Origin of the sequence: Acinetobacter sp. Ag2 (genome assembly GCF_001005515.1) — a bacterium.
Classification (GTDB): domain Bacteria; phylum Pseudomonadota; class Gammaproteobacteria; order Pseudomonadales; family Moraxellaceae; genus Acinetobacter; species Acinetobacter bereziniae.
In genome coordinates this window covers 130,787-146,946 of the sequence record NZ_LBNA01000053.1, presented here as the reverse complement: position 1 = coordinate 146,946, position 16,160 = coordinate 130,787, and the positions used below count along the sequence as shown (strand labels likewise).

The 16,160-nt window shown below is 38.0% G+C and carries 18 protein-coding genes, 1 tRNA gene and 1 pseudogene; 4 read left to right on the top strand and 16 right to left on the bottom strand.

Annotation, left to right across the window (positions count from 1 at the left end):
* Positions 1-102: 102 nt before the first annotated feature.
* Entirely contained in the window at positions 103-1,347 is a 1,245-nt protein-coding gene (locus AAV97_RS14155; protein ID WP_004825126.1) for a YihY family inner membrane protein, read from the top strand.
* A 91-nt stretch (positions 1,348-1,438) separates the two neighbouring features.
* Here AAV97_RS14155 and AAV97_RS14150 read toward each other — a convergent pair whose 3' ends face one another.
* Positions 1,439-2,380: a DMT family transporter gene (locus tag AAV97_RS14150; RefSeq protein ID WP_004825127.1), complete on the bottom strand. Its 942-nt coding sequence runs from the start codon at positions 2,378-2,380 to the stop codon at positions 1,439-1,441.
* A gap of 65 nt (positions 2,381-2,445) precedes the next feature.
* A complete protein-coding gene (locus AAV97_RS21615; RefSeq protein WP_171249380.1) occupies positions 2,446-2,592 on the bottom strand; it encodes a hypothetical protein in 147 nt (48 codons plus the stop codon).
* On the opposite strand from AAV97_RS21615, the pseudogene AAV97_RS14145 reads away from it, so the two are divergent.
* Positions 2,527-3,300 (top strand): annotated as a pseudogene (locus AAV97_RS14145) (helix-turn-helix domain-containing protein). The gene AAV97_RS21615 and the pseudogene AAV97_RS14145 overlap by 66 nt on opposite strands.
* 104 nt (positions 3,301-3,404) lie before the next feature.
* On the opposite strand, the gene AAV97_RS14140 reads toward AAV97_RS14145, so the two are convergent.
* The 5 genes from AAV97_RS14140 to AAV97_RS14120 all read right to left on the bottom strand — a co-directional run bounded on the left by AAV97_RS14140 (position 3,405) and on the right by AAV97_RS14120 (position 7,210).
* A complete protein-coding gene (locus AAV97_RS14140; RefSeq protein WP_046760880.1) occupies positions 3,405-4,508 on the bottom strand; it encodes a type VI immunity family protein in 1,104 nt (367 codons plus the stop codon).
* Between the two features lie 12 nt (positions 4,509-4,520).
* Complete coding sequence (locus AAV97_RS14135) at positions 4,521-5,258, bottom strand: VRR-NUC domain-containing protein (protein ID WP_046760879.1); 738 nt, start codon at positions 5,256-5,258, stop codon at positions 4,521-4,523.
* Positions 5,251-5,784: a PAAR domain-containing protein gene (locus AAV97_RS14130; protein WP_046760878.1), complete on the bottom strand. Its 534-nt coding sequence runs from the start codon at positions 5,782-5,784 to the stop codon at positions 5,251-5,253. Before AAV97_RS14130 ends, AAV97_RS14135 begins: the two co-directional genes overlap by 8 nt.
* 240 nt (positions 5,785-6,024) lie before the next feature.
* Positions 6,025-6,663: a fumarylacetoacetate hydrolase family protein gene (locus AAV97_RS14125; protein WP_005033976.1), complete on the bottom strand. Its 639-nt coding sequence runs from the start codon at positions 6,661-6,663 to the stop codon at positions 6,025-6,027.
* Positions 6,664-6,709: 46 nt separating this feature from the next.
* Positions 6,710-7,210 (bottom strand): YcxB family protein, encoded by a 501-nt coding sequence (locus AAV97_RS14120; RefSeq protein WP_042086923.1) that lies wholly within the window; start codon positions 7,208-7,210, stop codon positions 6,710-6,712.
* Positions 7,211-7,399: 189 nt separating this feature from the next.
* On the opposite strand from AAV97_RS14120, the gene AAV97_RS14115 reads away from it, so the two are divergent.
* On the top strand, positions 7,400-8,689 hold the full coding sequence (locus tag AAV97_RS14115) for a hypothetical protein (protein ID WP_046760877.1): 1,290 nt from the start codon (positions 7,400-7,402) through the stop codon (positions 8,687-8,689).
* A gap of 23 nt (positions 8,690-8,712) precedes the next feature.
* On the opposite strand, the gene AAV97_RS14110 is transcribed toward AAV97_RS14115, so the two are convergent.
* The 3 genes from AAV97_RS14110 to AAV97_RS14100 all read right to left on the bottom strand — a co-directional run bounded on the left by AAV97_RS14110 (position 8,713) and on the right by AAV97_RS14100 (position 11,064).
* The gene (locus tag AAV97_RS14110; RefSeq protein WP_228136551.1) at positions 8,713-9,501 is read right to left on the bottom strand and encodes a hypothetical protein; all 789 of its coding nucleotides are present in this window, start codon (positions 9,499-9,501) and stop codon (positions 8,713-8,715) included.
* Between the two features lie 95 nt (positions 9,502-9,596).
* Positions 9,597-9,673, bottom strand: a tRNA-Arg gene (locus AAV97_RS14105).
* A 122-nt stretch (positions 9,674-9,795) separates the two neighbouring features.
* Complete coding sequence (locus tag AAV97_RS14100) at positions 9,796-11,064, bottom strand: MFS transporter (RefSeq protein ID WP_046760875.1); 1,269 nt, start codon at positions 11,062-11,064, stop codon at positions 9,796-9,798.
* 104 nt (positions 11,065-11,168) lie between these two features.
* On the opposite strand from AAV97_RS14100, the gene AAV97_RS14095 reads away from it, so the two are divergent.
* A complete protein-coding gene (locus tag AAV97_RS14095; RefSeq protein ID WP_046760874.1) occupies positions 11,169-11,606 on the top strand; it encodes a winged helix-turn-helix transcriptional regulator in 438 nt (145 codons plus the stop codon).
* A gap of 65 nt (positions 11,607-11,671) precedes the next feature.
* Here the strand turns inward: AAV97_RS14095 and AAV97_RS14090 are convergent, their stop codons facing one another.
* The 6 genes from AAV97_RS14090 to AAV97_RS14065 form a co-directional block, all read right to left on the bottom strand.
* Positions 11,672-12,538: a cysteine ABC transporter substrate-binding protein gene (locus tag AAV97_RS14090; protein WP_005033989.1), complete on the bottom strand. Its 867-nt coding sequence runs from the start codon at positions 12,536-12,538 to the stop codon at positions 11,672-11,674.
* A gap of 60 nt (positions 12,539-12,598) precedes the next feature.
* Positions 12,599-13,504: a cysteine ABC transporter substrate-binding protein gene (locus tag AAV97_RS14085; RefSeq protein WP_046760873.1), complete on the bottom strand. Its 906-nt coding sequence runs from the start codon at positions 13,502-13,504 to the stop codon at positions 12,599-12,601.
* A 31-nt stretch (positions 13,505-13,535) separates the two neighbouring features.
* Positions 13,536-14,267 carry an amino acid ABC transporter ATP-binding protein gene (locus AAV97_RS14080; RefSeq protein ID WP_004825143.1) on the bottom strand — a complete coding sequence of 244 codons (732 nt, stop codon included), beginning with the start codon at positions 14,265-14,267 and terminating at the stop codon, positions 13,536-13,538.
* Positions 14,264-14,935, bottom strand: coding sequence for an amino acid ABC transporter permease (locus AAV97_RS14075; protein WP_005033993.1), 672 nt, complete (start codon positions 14,933-14,935; stop codon positions 14,264-14,266). Before AAV97_RS14075 ends, AAV97_RS14080 begins: the two co-directional genes overlap by 4 nt.
* Positions 14,925-15,584 carry an amino acid ABC transporter permease gene (locus AAV97_RS14070; RefSeq protein WP_004825145.1) on the bottom strand — a complete coding sequence of 220 codons (660 nt, stop codon included), beginning with the start codon at positions 15,582-15,584 and terminating at the stop codon, positions 14,925-14,927. The genes AAV97_RS14075 and AAV97_RS14070 overlap by 11 nt, the downstream gene beginning before the upstream one ends.
* 202 nt (positions 15,585-15,786) lie before the next feature.
* Positions 15,787-15,984 (bottom strand): hypothetical protein, encoded by a 198-nt coding sequence (locus tag AAV97_RS14065; protein ID WP_004825146.1) that lies wholly within the window; start codon positions 15,982-15,984, stop codon positions 15,787-15,789.
* Positions 15,985-16,160: the final 176 nt, after the last annotated feature.

The following is a 16,160-nucleotide window of genomic DNA, read 5'->3' as shown; positions in this document are numbered from 1 at the left end:
TAGCTAAGACAATAAAACTATACGGTATTTTTCGGCTTTTTTGGGTAAGCTTAATAAATGAAACTGAAAGATATGCCGAAAAATAATTGAGATCAGAGATATATGTTTGAATTAATTAAAAAATTACCCTTCTATCAAAAAACTTGGTTTCAATTCATTCTTTTTGTAATACGTCGTTTTGAAGCAGATCGTTGTCGTGATCAAGCAGGATCACTGACCTATACCACTTTATTTGCGGTTGTCCCCATGTTGACAGTGTTCTTGGTCATCATTTCGTCGATTAAGGCGCTAGAACCTGCCAGACAACAACTCCAGCAGATGATTTACAGTAATTTTCTACCTAAAACCAGTATTGCTTTTGATAAAGCCTTTAATGTGTTTACAGAGAATTCAAGCAATTTAACCGTAATCGGGGTATTGTTTTTATTCATCACAACCGTGCTGATGCTGACCAGTATTGAAAGTGTGTTCAACCGTATTTGGCGGGTCAAAGAAACACGTAATGGCATCATAGGCTTTATGCGCTATTGGACGATTATTTCCTTAGGACCAATTTTGTTGGGCAGTGCCTTTGTGATTTCGTCTACATTGGCGTCAATGAATGTACTCAGTAATAACTTTGCGGGCTATGAAGTAGATGGTACAGCCTTATTTGCAGTGATCTCTTTTGCACTCACCACTTTAGGATTTTTTATTTTATATTGGACGATTCCCAATCGTAGCGTTCCAATCAAGGCAGCTGCTATCGCTGGAGTATTTGGCGCTGTTGCTTTTGAATTACTAAAAAATCTGTTTGGTTTTGTGATGACCAATTTCACCAGCTATACCTTAGTCTACGGGGCATTTGCTGCTGTACCAATTTTCCTGTTATGGATATTTTTATCTTGGAATATCGTCTTATTGGGTGTGGAAATTAGTTATGCCTTAACTGCTTTTCATACAGGCAAGATTCAGACGCGCCACCCTGTACTGATGATGTTGGACATCTTGGAATTATTCTATAAAAAGCAAAAAACAGGACAAGTGGTCACGGATACTGAAGCTCTCGATATTTTAGGTCGTGGTGAAATTGGACGCTGGCCTCTTTACGTGCAGCTTTTAGAAAAGCAGAATTTGGTTAAACGCACAGATAACAACGAGTATGTATTGGTCAGAAATTTAGATGAAATCGATTTTTGGTCTTTCTATACTTCACTGCCTTATACATTGCCACGTCGTAAAGATGTCGAACATGTTCATGATGATGATGTGTGGATGAAACATATTGGTCCAACACTGATTGAGTCTGATGAATATTTGGCAGCCAAATTATCAATTCCACTTTCAACGATTTTAGATGATAAATAATTGAAATAAGTCACTGGCGCTAAGCATTTTCCATCCCACTGATCAGTCGGTGGCAATAAAAAATGCTTAGCCTTTTGCGATTGAAATACTGTTATTCAGACCACTCATTGGTCTTTACTTGAGAATAGAATTTCTTTTCAATCCAATGATGTAAGCTGACAATCATTACGCCCAACATGACCATTGCTGCACCAAAAAGAAAATTTAATTCAATCTGTTCATTCAGAAAAAGTACACCAAATAACATTCCAAAAATCGGAGTAAGAAAAGAAAATACCCCCAAGCGATTAGCCAAGTAATTTCGAAGTAGCCAAAACCACAGCATAAAACTGATAAACGACACCACAATGGTATGGAAAATCAGACTCCCAATAGCTAAACCTGTCCAATGAATTTCAGCTTGCCCCATCAGAAAAGCCAAAGGCAATAGCAATACACAGCCACCAACCAATTGATAGAATAAAGTTTGTGTCGGATGCGCATCCGATAACTGAGTTAAACGCAAAGAAATCGTGGTCAGAGCCCAAAGTAAGCCCGCAAGCAAAGCGAGAAAATCACCAAACAAAGTATTAGAAATCATCGCTTGTGTAGCAGTGCTGTGTACTTCTTCCCGACCTAAAAAGGTCACCACGATACCTAAAAATGCAATAAAAATTCCCACCCATTGCAACATGGAGAGTCGCTCTGCAGGAAGTTTCCAATGTAAACCCAATGCTACAAAGATAGGTGCGGTATAGAGTAAAACTACGGTATGAGATGCAGAAGTATACCTAAGTGCTTCTGCTACGAGGAAAAACTCCGCTGAAAATAAAAATGCAACCCACATGCCTGGAAATAAATATTGTTTAGACCATAGCGTTGTCCCTTTTTGTCGCTGTATTAAGGGATAGACTAAAATTGCAGAAAGTCCTGAGCGAATGGCAATTTGCATCATGGGTGAAATATCTGCTGCTGCCAATTTAAGTACGACTTGTTGTAGACCCCAAATCATACATAATCCAACCATCAAAGCAGATGCTTTGCGATCCAGCATTTTGCGCGTATCCACGATATTGCACTCGAACTCAAGAGAATAGTTACACTATATTCCTGTCTGTTTTATAGAATATAATTCAAAGTAGACAAAGCATCATCTAATTCAGGCAATTTATCGTGGTCATAAGAAAAACAGCCCATGCAATGCATTTTACTCAACTCACGACCAATGATGAGATTATTGCCCCGCTTTGGCTTATTTTTTGACATGATCCTGCACAATCTATTTATCCTCAACACGGGCATGCTTGGGGAGAATTTATTTATGCATTCAATGGTGTTATGGAAGTGAATATTCATCAGATGAATTATATTACTCCACCACCTTATGGGGTTTGGTTACCTCCAAATACCCAACATAGTGGATTAAACAGGACCTCTGTTTCACATGCCACCTTATATATACATGAGTCACTTTGTCATGCCCTACCGCAACAAGCAGGGATTCTTTTAACCTCTCCGCTTGTTTCTGCCATTTTACAGCATCTCAAACAGCATTCACTTCAAGAGACAGAACCTGAATATTTAAGATTATTACAAGTCTTATTGGATCAACTTCAACATGCAGAACTCATTGGCAGCTATTTACCTCACACAGAACATCATGCGCTCAAGCAAATTTTAGATTTCTTACATGCCCATCCCGCTGATCAAAGCACATTGGAAAGCTTGGCTAAACGAATCAATATGACTGAGCGGACTTTAGCGCGACTCAGTCAAAAGGAACTTGCAATGTCTTTGAATGAATGGCGACAACGCCTCAAAGTCATGAAAGCCATGTCTTTGCTGAATGAAGGTCGAACTGTAGAAAGTATTGCTTTAGATCTAGGTTATGCCAATGCCTCTGCATTTATTAATATGTTTAAACGTTGGATGATGCTCACACCAGATCAGTTTAGAAAATTATTTGATCATTAGACTGTTTTAATAATAAAGTGAAATGGTCAATCTACTGAATATAATGATCAGTTAATTGAAAATAAAAACGTTTTAATAAATTAAAAAAATTTGACACATACAAATCAACTCCAATCCACTCGCCTATCTAAAAAGGCATATTTAGAAATCAATTTAGCTTCTTGTTGCAATTTCCCAAAATAATCCAACTTTTCTGCTTCTTCGATATCAAAGCGTTTCATCCATGCTTCTGCGCGATAACCAGTAATCAAAGGATTTTCATCATTATTATGATTTCCCCGATGTAAACTTCCAATTTTTTCAACACGTAACGGTTTTAGAACTCGATTTAACAATACATAGGGAGCAGGTAATGGGTCTTCTTCAACAAAGCCATTTAGAGCTAAATTTCCTGCCTGAATAACGATCCCTGTGCCATAGTCATAGCCAATAAACCAACTCATGGGCAATTCACTATTGAGTGCTTGTTCTTCCTTGATCGGATTAAACCATTCATAATTAATTGCTGTTAACCAACTCACGGTTTTTATTCCATTCAGTAGATTGTCTGACTCAAGATAAGGATTACCCACATCCATTGCCCACCATTTTCGAGATAAGTAGGCTTCCGTTGGTTCATTTTTATCATCTCGAATTTGAGAGAGAATACAGGCATAGCCAGCATAACCATGCTTGGCTTTTAAGCGATTTGCAAATTTAATAAATAGCTCAATAAAAATTTTCGTGTTTTCTTCTACCCATTCTATAGGCATAGAAAATGTTAAGGTACTTTGATAAGTACCATTTATGATTTGCCATTTACTCGCACCACCAATATTAAATTCCCACGCTCCCGTTGCAAATTTTTCTTTACCACTGGTATATAAGAAACCCAGTGATTTCATTGGACTATAAAATTTAAAAATCTCACGTATGGGTTTTACATTTTTAAATTCTGTACTATCAGAACCTGCTCCTTTGGGTGGTTCATCCAACCACAGCCATGTTAAATGGTCTTTGGCATAAGTTTGATAATCATCAAAACATTGGGCAATCGCTTCTCGCATGTCATCACTAAAGCCCTCTTTAAAATATAAAACTGCACGAATTGCAGGTATTGCACCCACATAATCTTCAGGACCACCTTTAGCAAAAAGCCCTCCGCCAATTGCACCTTGTTCTTGTTGCTCAGCCCACAGTTTATATTCTTCTTCAGTTTTTAAATACATTGCATTCTCCGTTTACCACGCAGGCTGAGGTGAAGGTTTAGGTGATGGAAATCGAGGAAGTTTTGGAAGTTTACCTTTTCTTAATTGAATTGCAGCAGCAATCAGTCCAGCAGCCCAAGTTACAAACTCTATAACCATTGAGGTTTTACCATTCTCATCATCATTCCCGCAGTCACATTCATCTGGATCTAGCTTTTTAACTTTACTTTGTCCACCAGCTATTTTGGGATAATCTTTTACTTGATCTCTGTTTAGCTTATCCTTAAATTTTATTTCAATAACATGTTTGATATTGTCTTGGATCGGGGGAAGATTAGGATCTTTCACAATCACCACATCAGGACGACGCACCATACCCTGCCCCTTTTCAAAAGAATAACCTTTTTCAACTTCCCAATACTTTTTAATCCAACCTGGAAGATAAGGGTGTACCTTGGTGATTATTCCTTTTTCCATAATTGGTGCGGGCGGATTCCGATGCATATCATAATTCACTTCTGCTTTGTAAGGGCTTTGATAATTTAAAAATTTATCCAGCTCTCCTAAACGTTCTGATACGCAAGCTTGGTATTGATTGGTTTCTTTCTTTTTTCCTTTGTTGGGATTGACTTCACAATAACAAATCGCCTTACAAATCACTTTTTTATCTTGAAGATCTAAGGCATCGCTAATAATAGCAACGACTTTAATCGTCGGATTTTGAGAGGGTCCTGTCGTTAAAATCCCTTGCGGTTTTCCTTGATCAGCCATTGTCTAATTCATCCACTAAATTAAGATGAATTTCCTCTTCGGATGGCGTATAAATCCAATCGGTAAAACCTTGGTCATCACTTGCATAAATCGTCGTTGTACCATCTCCCATCGTCACACGAACTCGACGATTCGCTATAGGTTCACCAGTGTTTTGATCAACCAATTGAAAACGCCCTTGATGGTCTTGTGGTGGTGAGACTGTTTCCTCTCCCTCATCATTTGGATTGCCCATTAACTGAGAACCAAAGGGTGAACTGGGCTCAACAACCACCTGAAATGAGCTTGGCAGTAATTTTGCGCCACAGGCAGTTTTCATTCCAACTAAAGCAACTTGAGTATCATCAGGAAGAATAAAATTAGGTGCACCTTCGGCTATTGGAAAAATGCCTTTACACTTAGGACAAGCGACCATATAACCTTTGCCTGCCATCCCTATACCATTTATTGATATTGTTGGATGACCATGCAAAACAACGCCACCATGATCAGTTTTACAGCCTTGGACAATAATGGGCTTATTCATAACTCTGCTCTTATAATTTAATTTTATTAAAATGATTTATATTTAAATATAAACAATAGTAATCAATATACTGAATATTGAATCAAAAAAATAGGGCTTTTGTAATTTTCAACAAACCAAAACAAGAAATTTATCTTAAAAATTCAAGTATTTAAAAGAAACAAATAAGAATCACATTCAACAAAAAACCCATTGTTTAGTCAGGTATAAACAATGGGTTTAATGTTGGAGATTGCTTTTTTATTTTACAAAGGTTTTCCAAACGAAATCTTGACTTTGACCATGTAGCGTCATTGAAAGCTGATCCCCTGAAGCCAAAGCAGCGACCCCCGCTGGCGTTCCTGTCATGATGACATCACCCGGTTCTAAACAGAACACTTGATTAATATCTGCAAGTAAATAAGCAATATCAAAAATCAACAGTGAGGTATCTCCCTTTTGTCGAACTTGATCATTTACAGCAAATTCAAACTTTACTGCCGACCAGTCTTTAACTTCATCTACACTGACCCAATCCGCCAACACACATGAACCATCAAATGCTTTAGCGCGCTCCCAAGGTTGACCTTTTTTCTTTAAATCATCCTGTAAATCACGCAACGTCAGATCCAAACCTAAAGTCACAGCACCAATTGCATCTAAAACTTTGTCTAGATTGGTCTCAGCTTTGAGGGGTTGATCTATACGTAAAGCCAGTTCACACTCATGATGGCAATTGCCCCATGCTTCATTCCACGAAATACCCTCTTGTAATGAAATCAGACTACTGGGTGGTTTGATAAATAAGACTGGACGGTCTGGGATTGCATTTCCTAATTCTGCTGCATGTGCTGCATAACTACGACCTACACACACAATTTTAGATGGACGTGTACTCATATTGTTCCCTTCTTATTGATCACCGTTAAAAACTGTTCAATTCTAATTACTTCTTGAATGTATTGACGAAAATGCTTTGATCTGTCGGTGTTGCAAAAGCACGTTTTGGTACAATCACCACAGTCCGATTTTTTAATTCGATCATATAGGTAAGTTTGCCTTCAGCAAATTTCTGTACATCTGAATAATGATGCACTTGTTTCGGACGTCCACTACTGAATAATTCCATATAATCTTGGAACAGTTCAATGCCTTGCTCACTCTTACCAAATTGGTACTTTACAAACTGACGTTTAAACATCATCGGTAAAAACCAATAGCGCATCAACATCTGTAAAATTAAGAAAAAAGCACCCAAGCAAACGTAATATTTACCCACACCATCCAAACCAAGATAAATACCCCATACAATGATCCCAATACTGACCAAAGGGGTAAGCAATTGGCTGATTTGTTTTTTTCCAAATGTCGCCAGTTTAAAACCATCTTGAGATTCTTCTAGATTAAGATAATAACGTGCAGATAATGCAGGCTGAGTGTCTGACATAGTTGCTTCAATATAAATATTTTAGGATGCCAAGATATTACACCAGATTAGAGCCTGATAGACCGATTTTCGTCACGTTTTACACAACAGTTCTACTTTTTTCAGCCAAACCCTTTTTAATAACCATAAGACAAAGATCGTCTAAATTGAATGAAGATCACCAAAAATAAAGTTTGCAAAGGAACCGCAATGAAACACGTTTATGTGAATATCAGTTTGATTATTTTGCTTGGAATAAACCAAAATAGTGTTGCAAAATTAGTAGCATGGACAGAAAACATTCCAAGTGCATTAAAACCTTTTGACCAAAATGCACAACAAATTGCTGCAATTGCACAAGATAATATTTTAATTTATCCCCATCCTGCCATTAAAACGGCGTTACCAACCTTGACCAAAAATCCACAACCGATTGCTCATTTTTCTACAGCGGCAATCGTTGTCCCTGTAAGCAGTCAAGACGTTGCAAAAACGTTAAGCAATTACAGCCAATATGTCGGATTATTTCCCACTTTAAAATCAGCAAAAGTCATGGAAACCGTAGGTCAAGTCAGTCAACTGAAATATCGTATTTCAATCCCTACACCGATCCCTGTTTTAAATTTTAACGAAGATGTTATCTTACAACATCAACTCGGAACAAACAGTGTTTCAACACTGGTGATTGATGGTCCTATTCCTTATGCAGCAGGGAAATTTGAATGGTTTAGTTTAGGCGAGAATAAAACCTTAATTACGCTAACGCAGTGGGGAGATTTAAATCAGCCGCAAGGATTTTTATTTAAGAAGATTTTAAATGCATTTCCTGAAGTCAAACTTGCCATTCCGAATGGTTCAAGTGCATTTGTATTGGAAGCATTAAAAAATAAGTTTTCAACGAAAAAGATAACCGCATTAAACGCAGGTCAACTGCCTAGTGCTCAATTAAGCACAGCTCAAATCAATAAAATTGTTCAAGTGAGTGCCAATGCTCAACAACCTGTGAGCCTGATATTAAATCCTGTCACAGTTCCTTATACGCATGGTCGTGAAGTTCTACGCTTTACCACCACTTACCAATATATCAATGCAACACCACAACAGTTACAGCGTTGGACTCAACCGATGTCTTATAAAGAAATTTTTCCAAGACAAATCAAAAATATTAAAACAACACCTAGTACTCAACAAGGTCAAGATGCGGAATTTAAAGTCAGTATAGGTTTAGGTGTGATCAGTATTCCTTTTGATTTTAAGATGCATTTTAGCTACCCCAAAGCGACTGAAAATAACTTCTACGCCAATGGAGGAGATTTGCGCTATCTCAAAGGTCAAATTCAGTTCTTACCTCAAGGCAATGACACTTTATTAAAGATGACCACAACCATCAAAATCGATGAAAAAGCACCATTTTTACTCAAAGCAGCACGTAGCTTACCCTATCATGAAATGTTACCTGCATTAGGGGCAAATGCTATTTTTGCTCAGAAAGTGAAATAATCGGTGTTGCTTGCTATCCCCCATCAATGGGCAATATTTTTAATGCTCGATCCGATATTGAAAAGCAAATAAAGCGGGATTGCCACAATATCCCCGACTAAGGTCACAGGAGTGAGTGCAATCTTCTGTAAAAGGGTTTTCCCATGTAGAGAATAATGTGTTTTACCACTTGTATAGATCTCAATCGGATAATTATGGCTAAAGTGCTGAAATTTCATTTTGTTCATTTCAGCATTTAGACCCACAATATGCCCCACCAATCCAATTTTTCTACGATAGAACTCAGTGTTTTCTTGACCATATTCATATTGACTCAAATCCAACCGAGATAATTGCTGCTGCTCATTTTGGGTTAAATTGTTTTTAGCATAATACAGTTCAATATCAGCACTGAATTTAACCTGTTGTAAATGCTTATCGTCATCGATTTTAGGGAGTAAAGATAATCCAAAATATTCTTCATTTGAACGAACAGGTCTAATTCGCCAATATTTTGGGTCTAAATCAGATTGAATGGTCTCTAAAATTTCCTGATTACCAATATCAATCATATAAGCATATTTTTGCCCAATCACAATTAAAGATGTGTCCAGATTTTTTATATCAACATTGGTTTTTGAAGAGGAACTTTCTTTTAAGTAGGCAAAGCCAACAATTTGATCCTGATCTACAGTGACTCTATCTGCATGACTAGAAACTACTTTACCTGTGGCTAGCGTTCCAGAATCACTATTATTCCATAAAATTGCTGTACATCCACTCAACAGCGTAACAACAACCATCAGCAAAAATAAAGATTTTTTATACCTCAAAACACTGACCTTATTTTTTGTTATCCTTGTCATTGTGACATTTTTTAGGCACAAAAAAACCGCAATGAAGCGGTTTTTTCAATATTTTATCAAGTTGGTGCGCTCAGAGAGATTCGAACTCCCGACCCCTTAGTTCGTAGCCAAGTGCTCTATCCAGCTGAGCTATGAGCGCGACGTCTTGATGGGACGCATTATACGCCTTTTCAGTTTTTTGTTAAGTGCTATTTATCCCGTTATGATCTAAGTGTCTAGTATTTGGGCTATTGCTTTCTAAGTAGCTAAAAAGCAGTCGCTTTAAGCTTTAGCAATCGACCGAAGCATACTTTTTTGCCATTCAACAACGATCCCTCGGGTTAAATACCAAAATAAATATCCAACTAAACTCAATATTCCGCCAGCCAAACACACGGCTGACCATCCCCAATAACTATATAAAGTTGTTGCTAAGATTGAACCGATAGAACTGCCCAATGCATAAAACAACATATACGCCCCCACCAAACGCCCATGTAACTGAATGTCTGCTTGAAAGATTAAACTTTGGTTAATCACATGTACGGCTTGAATGGCAACATCCAACAAGACAATACCCAAAATAAATATCCAAATTGAAAAATACAAACTGCTCAACACCCACCACGAAATGATCATGAGTAAAAATGCAAATTGGGTGACCTGTTGTGCATAACCGCGGTCTGCCAATCCCCCTACACGAATCGCCATTACTGCTCCGATCGCACCAATCGCACCCAACCAGCCGATTAAACGATGTGAATATTCAAACGGTGGGATAGATAAAGGAAAAACCAAAGCATTCCAAAAAAGATTTAAATTGATAAAAATAATCAAAGCCAATAGACCACGAATTTGTAAAACACGATGACGATATAGTTGTTCAAATACTGAAAATATAATCTGTAAGTAACTGGGCTTTTTAGATGATGCAATACCTTGAAAAGTCATCGGTAGAAATTTCCATAACAGCATACAGGTCATGCTCATACAGATGAGTGAAAATACATAAGTTCCTTGCCATCCGAACCAGTCGGCTAAAGTTCCAGCCACAACTCTGGATAACAGTATGCCCAACAACACGCCAGCTTGAACCGTACCCACTACTTTTCCACGTGCTTCAGCAGGTGCTAATACTGATGCGTATACAATTAGCCCTTGAGTCATTGCTGTTCCCAGCATTCCCACAAGCAAAATACTCGCAAATAGAGCAACAATATGCGTTGAAACAATCAATAAAACCAGTGACACACACAAGCTCAGTATTTGCAACAATATCAATCGCTTTGGTTGTAATAAATCACCTAAAGGCACAATAAAAATCAGCGCAATGATTGAGCCTATTTGAGTCAATGAAACAATGAGACCTGCCCATGAATAAGACAATTTAAAATCTTGAGCAAACAAATCCAGTAAAGGCTGGGCATAATAAACATTTGCCACACTCAACCCAGCAGCACATGCCAATAAAATCACCAAAGCCTGTGGCAGTGTTGAGAAATTTTCTTGATGGGCTTTTATTTGTTGCGCTTGGATCGTCTTATTTTTCATTTCATATTAACCTGGTTTTAATTTGCAACCAGATTAAAAATACTTAAACTTGTTTTAAATTGCAACTGGTTTTATAGTCTTAGTTTTGATGACGTGTAAATAAAATGAATCAAGAAAAATACCAAGCCTGCCCTGTGGCTCGTTCAGTACAGTTGATTGGAGATCGTTGGGTCTTACTGATCATTAGAGATGCTTTTGATGGTCTTAAGCGTTTTAGCGATTTCCAAAAAAATTTAAATGTTGCCAAAAACATTTTGTCCGATCGTTTGACCAAATTAGTTGATGCGCAAATTCTTAAAACTCAACCTGCTTCAGATGGCTCTGCTTATTTAGAATATGTATTAACAGAACAAGGCATTGCCTTATTTCCAATTGTGGTTGCATTCAGACAATGGGGCGAACAATTTTTATTTGATCACAATCAACCCCACTCTATTTTGATAGATCAACATACAGGAGAAGAGTTAGCACTTATGCAACCCATGACAAAACAAGGAAAGCAGATTCTTGCACAAGATACTTTGGTCAAAAAAATCTCTTAGTTGCAAAATGCTTCCCTTGTACTCAACGTGCTAAGCTTTTTCAGTCGTAGAACCTGATGATGGCATTACTCCACCAGCAAATCTTTTGGATTGATGCTGTCGCCATAGACAGGTTTGAGTGTTTTCTCATAGGCTTGTTGGATTACACCTGCTTTAGATAATTTTTCGAGGTCTTGATTTAACCAATCTAAAAGTGCTTTGTCGCCCTTTTTCACTGCAGGTGCAATTAAATCATGCTGACCTAAGCTGGTAATACCTACTGTATAATTTGGGTTCTCTTTTGCCCAAGCCAAAACCAATAAATTATCATGAGCCAGTGCAACACCTCGACCATCTTTCAACGCGTCAAAAGTTTCTGTATTTTGCTCATATTTCTGTAATTTAATTTCAGGATGGGATTTAGAGAAAAATGAATCTGCTGTAGTGCCTTTATTGACCAACAAGGTTTGCCCTTTTAATTGAGCCAGATCTGTAATCGGCTTGGCTTTAGGTGAGACCACTCCCAAAGAAACCTTTAAATAAGGTTTAGCAAAATCGACCACTTCCTGACGCTCAGGTGTCACAGTGAAATTGGCAAAAATAATATCCACTTTATTGGCTTTTAAATATTCAACACGATTGGCTGCCTCAGTTAAAACAAACTGAACTTTATTTTCATCCCCCAATAAGTCTTTGGCAACATGCTTGGCAATTTCCACGTCGAAGCCTTGATTTTTACCTTGTGCATCGAGATAACCAAAAGGTGGTTTATCACTAAATACACCTATACGAACCACCCCATTTTTCTTAATCTGTTCAATACTGTTTGTCGCTGTTTGCTCAGGTTCGACCGTTTTGTCAGTGCTAGCTGTATTTTTATTACACGCCACCAAACCCAAGCTCAATACGGATGCCGCCAGTAAATGAGTGAACTGTTTAAGCGATATATTCATTTCATTATCCTCTGTTCTATTTTGATATTTAAGCGATCGTTATTGTGATGTTTTGTTCAACTATGATTTCGGTGTGACATCCAAAAAGACTTTGGAATCTACGGTTGTGCCATAAACGGGTTGTAGGGTTTGATCGTAAATTTTCTGAATTTCGCCCGTTTTTTGTAAGCTTAAAATTTCATGATTCAACCAAGCTAAAAGTTGCGTATCACCTTTTTTTACTGCTGGTGCAATAAAATCTTGGTTTCCAATTTGTTGAATCCCCGCAGTAAATGTTGGGTTTTCCGATGCCCATGCCAAGGCATAAGTGCTGTCTTGCGAAATAGCATCACCACGACCATCTTTTAGGGCATTAAATGCATCGGTATTTTGTTCAAACTTCAATAATTTAATTTTTGGATAGTTCTTGGTGAAATAAATATCAGAAGTTGAACCTTTATTGACGATCAAGGTTTTACCTTCGAGCTGGTGAATATCTGTAATCAGCTTAGCTTTAGGCGATACGATACCCAAGGCTGCTTTTAAATAAGGCTGAGCAAAATCGACCACTTGTTTACGCTCAGGTGTGACTGAAAAACTCGCAAATACGGCATCCACTTTACCTGATTTTAAAAATTCCACACGGTTTGCAGCCTCAGTCACCACAAGTTCAATCTTATTTTCATCCCCAAGCAGATCTTTGGTCACTCTTTTTGCTAAAGCGATATCAAAACCTTGTGGTTTACCCGCACTGTCCACATAACCAAATGGTGGATTATCGGCAAAAACGGCAACTCGAAAAACTCCTTTCTGCTTGATCTTTTCTAAAGATTGATCCTTTTGTTGATTCTGCGTGATCGATTGCTGTGATTCTGATGAGGGACTACAAGCAGTCATTACTCCCATACATAGTGCGATACCCAATGTTCGAACAGTCATGGAAATTTTTAAAAAATTCGGAGATTGTGTTAAATAAGATAAAGCCATACTTCCTCGTTATTATTTCTAAATCGATTTGCTAATAATTCAACATATTTAAAAATGCTTTCGCACGTTCAGTTTGTGGCTGCTGAAAAAACTGTTCAGGTGTGGCTTGTTCTATAATTTTACCTTTGTCCATGAAGATAATACGATCTGCGACTTTTCGAGCAAACGACATTTCATGTGTCACGATCAACATGGTCATTCCCTCATGGGCAAGTTTCAGCACCACATCTAAAACCTCTCGCACCATTTCTGGATCTAAAGCCGCTGTAATCTCATCCAGTAAAATCACTTGGGGTTGCATGACTAAAGAGCGCACTATTGCTATACGTTGTTTTTGACCACCCGAAAGTTGTCGTGGATAATCCTGCTTGCGATCATATAATCCGACCCGCTTTAATAATTCATCCGCAACCTTTTCTGCTTCTATGCGAAGGCGTTTCTGAACTTTTAAGGGTCCTAACAGAATGTTATCAATCACATTCATATGTCCAAAAAGTTCGTAGTTTTGAAACACCATGCCAATTTTTTGACGTACATCAACCCATGGTAAATCCTGCCCTAACACCCCCGAACCCTCTAAATAGATCTGACCGCCTTGGATCTTTTCCAAGCCATTAATACAGCGCAACAAAGTGCTTTTTCCACATCCTGAAGGACCCAGAACCACCACAACTTCACCTTGTTTTACGTCCAAATCTATGCCTTGTAAAATATGACTTTCTGCAAATGATTTCTGTAATTGTTGTATAGATAACAAAGTCATCGTGACTCCCAAACTTTTTCTAAATGTGTTGCCAAACGAGATAAGGGATAGCAAATCAGGAAATATAAAAAGAAGATCAAACCATAGATCCACAGCGAGGCATTGGGTACAACCAACAGCGAGTTTTCAATAATTTGTTGTCCAACTTTGATCACTTCCACCACCCCGATCAGGACAGCCAAGGAGCTGGTTTTGATCATACGGGTAAACAAATTGATTGCACCAGGCGTAACACGTTTAAGGCTCAATGGAAAAACCACAAAACTCAAAGTTTGTATTGGGCTCAAACCCAGTGCATAGGCAGCATCCTTTTGATGCTGATCAATAGAGGTGATTGCCGCTCGGACCAAATCACCCATTTCCGCAGTTCCCCACAAGACAAAAACAACAATGCAAACCAACACTGCTGACCATTGCCAGTTAAACCATGTTGCAAAACCGAAGTAGAAAACAAACAGTAAAACCAGAATTGGGATGATGCGTATCGCCTCCAAGTACAGGCGACAAATTGCTTTAATCAGAATATTTTTTGAGGTCATGATCACCCCCAAAACAGTCCCAAAAATTGCCGAGAAAAATACCGAAATGAAGGCGATTTTGGCAGTAACCCATAGCCCTTCAAACAACCGAACAAGGTGGCTTGTTTGAAAGAGATAATCAAACTCCATGGCTTGCCCTCCGACTACGGTATTCCAGATAACTGGTAAGAATAGAGACAGGCAATAAAATAATCAGATAGGACAGGATCAGCAGAAACAAGGCTTCTGTGGTCTTATAGTCCATACCAATCAAGTCTTTGGTGACAAATAGTAATTCAACCACGGCGATTGCACTGACGACTGAACTTTCTTTAATCAGAAATAAACAGTTTGCCCCAATTGCAGGAATCGAAACGGATAGGGCTTGGGGGAAAACAACATATTGAAAGACTTGCACTCGATTCAGACCAATACTTTCACCTGAATCAATTTGCCCCTGAGCAACTGATTGCAATCCTGCCCGAAACGCTTCCGCCATATAGCTTCCACCTAAGAAGGTCAAACCGATCACACCACAGGTAAATCCATCGATTTTGATTCCTAATTTGGGTAAACCGTAATAAAGGAAAAAAAGCTGAATTAATAAGGGGGTATTGCGAGACAGCTCAATATAGACTTTGGCTATTTTGTCGAATACACGTACTTGATAAGTCATCAAAATACTGCATATTAAACCCACCAAGATGGCGAGAATAATGCTGATGATTGAGATTTTAAGTGTCGTCAGGGTTGCCGAAACAAACTGAGGCATCACACTATAGATATATTGCCAATTCAAAGAAATCGTCCAGAATAATTATTTTATGCAATGTGCTAAAGCAGAAAAAATGATTTTGAACCATCTTACAGCGATATTTTTTTCTAAATAAATATGATTATCAGATAAGCTTTTCGATAAATATAATGGTCCGTCGTTGATTTTTTATAGAGAATATCGGGGGGGGGACAATCAGAACAATAAAGCACAAGATTTAAAGTGATTAATCCACGTTCACCAACTCCAATTGCTCCATACATGCGGTACAAAAAATCACAGACTCATTGTCCAAGCTTTGAATTTGCAGTTCATAGACAAAACCTGTCAAGGTTCGATTACAGCCATCACATTGTTGTAAATTAAAATGGCAAATGAAATCCACATGCTCATAGATATAGTATCCGTCTGTATATGCTGTCATGTGATCCCTTCAAAGCCAATATTCTTGTTACCATTTTAAAGTTTTTAGCTTGGAAATTGGGCTTAGACAACTTGCTTCGCGACAAGAATAGACGCGTATAAATTCATAAATTACTTTGGATTAGCACACAATTTTCTGAGTATAATCATCAATTAATACTTAAATATAAATGTAAA

What these genes read in the sequence shown, in the direction of transcription:
- AAV97_RS14155 (WP_004825126.1), top strand. Translation starts at nt 103, where the DNA reads ATGTTTGAATTAATTAAAAAATTACCCTTCTATCAAAAAACTTGGTTT.
- AAV97_RS14150 (WP_004825127.1), bottom strand. Translation starts at nt 2,380, where the DNA reads ATGCTGGATCGCAAAGCATCTGCTTTGATGGTTGGATTATGTATGATT.
- AAV97_RS21615 (WP_171249380.1), bottom strand. Translation starts at nt 2,592, where the DNA reads ATGTCAAAAAATAAGCCAAAGCGGGGCAATAATCTCATCATTGGTCGT.
- AAV97_RS14140 (WP_046760880.1), bottom strand. Translation starts at nt 4,508, where the DNA reads ATGTATTTAAAAACTGAAGAAGAATATAAACTGTGGGCTGAGCAACAA.
- AAV97_RS14135 (WP_046760879.1), bottom strand. Translation starts at nt 5,258, where the DNA reads ATGGCTGATCAAGGAAAACCGCAAGGGATTTTAACGACAGGACCCTCT.
- AAV97_RS14130 (WP_046760878.1), bottom strand. Translation starts at nt 5,784, where the DNA reads ATGAATAAGCCCATTATTGTCCAAGGCTGTAAAACTGATCATGGTGGC.
- AAV97_RS14125 (WP_005033976.1), bottom strand. Translation starts at nt 6,663, where the DNA reads ATGAGTACACGTCCATCTAAAATTGTGTGTGTAGGTCGTAGTTATGCA.
- AAV97_RS14120 (WP_042086923.1), bottom strand. Translation starts at nt 7,210, where the DNA reads ATGTCAGACACTCAGCCTGCATTATCTGCACGTTATTATCTTAATCTA.
- AAV97_RS14115 (WP_046760877.1), top strand. Translation starts at nt 7,400, where the DNA reads ATGAAACACGTTTATGTGAATATCAGTTTGATTATTTTGCTTGGAATA.
- AAV97_RS14100 (WP_046760875.1), bottom strand. Translation starts at nt 11,064, where the DNA reads ATGAAAAATAAGACGATCCAAGCGCAACAAATAAAAGCCCATCAAGAA.
- AAV97_RS14095 (WP_046760874.1), top strand. Translation starts at nt 11,169, where the DNA reads ATGAATCAAGAAAAATACCAAGCCTGCCCTGTGGCTCGTTCAGTACAG.
- AAV97_RS14090 (WP_005033989.1), bottom strand. Translation starts at nt 12,538, where the DNA reads ATGAATATATCGCTTAAACAGTTCACTCATTTACTGGCGGCATCCGTA.
- AAV97_RS14085 (WP_046760873.1), bottom strand. Translation starts at nt 13,504, where the DNA reads ATGGCTTTATCTTATTTAACACAATCTCCGAATTTTTTAAAAATTTCC.
- AAV97_RS14080 (WP_004825143.1), bottom strand. Translation starts at nt 14,267, where the DNA reads ATGACTTTGTTATCTATACAACAATTACAGAAATCATTTGCAGAAAGT.
- AAV97_RS14075 (WP_005033993.1), bottom strand. Translation starts at nt 14,935, where the DNA reads ATGGAGTTTGATTATCTCTTTCAAACAAGCCACCTTGTTCGGTTGTTT.
- AAV97_RS14065 (WP_004825146.1), bottom strand. Translation starts at nt 15,984, where the DNA reads ATGACAGCATATACAGACGGATACTATATCTATGAGCATGTGGATTTC.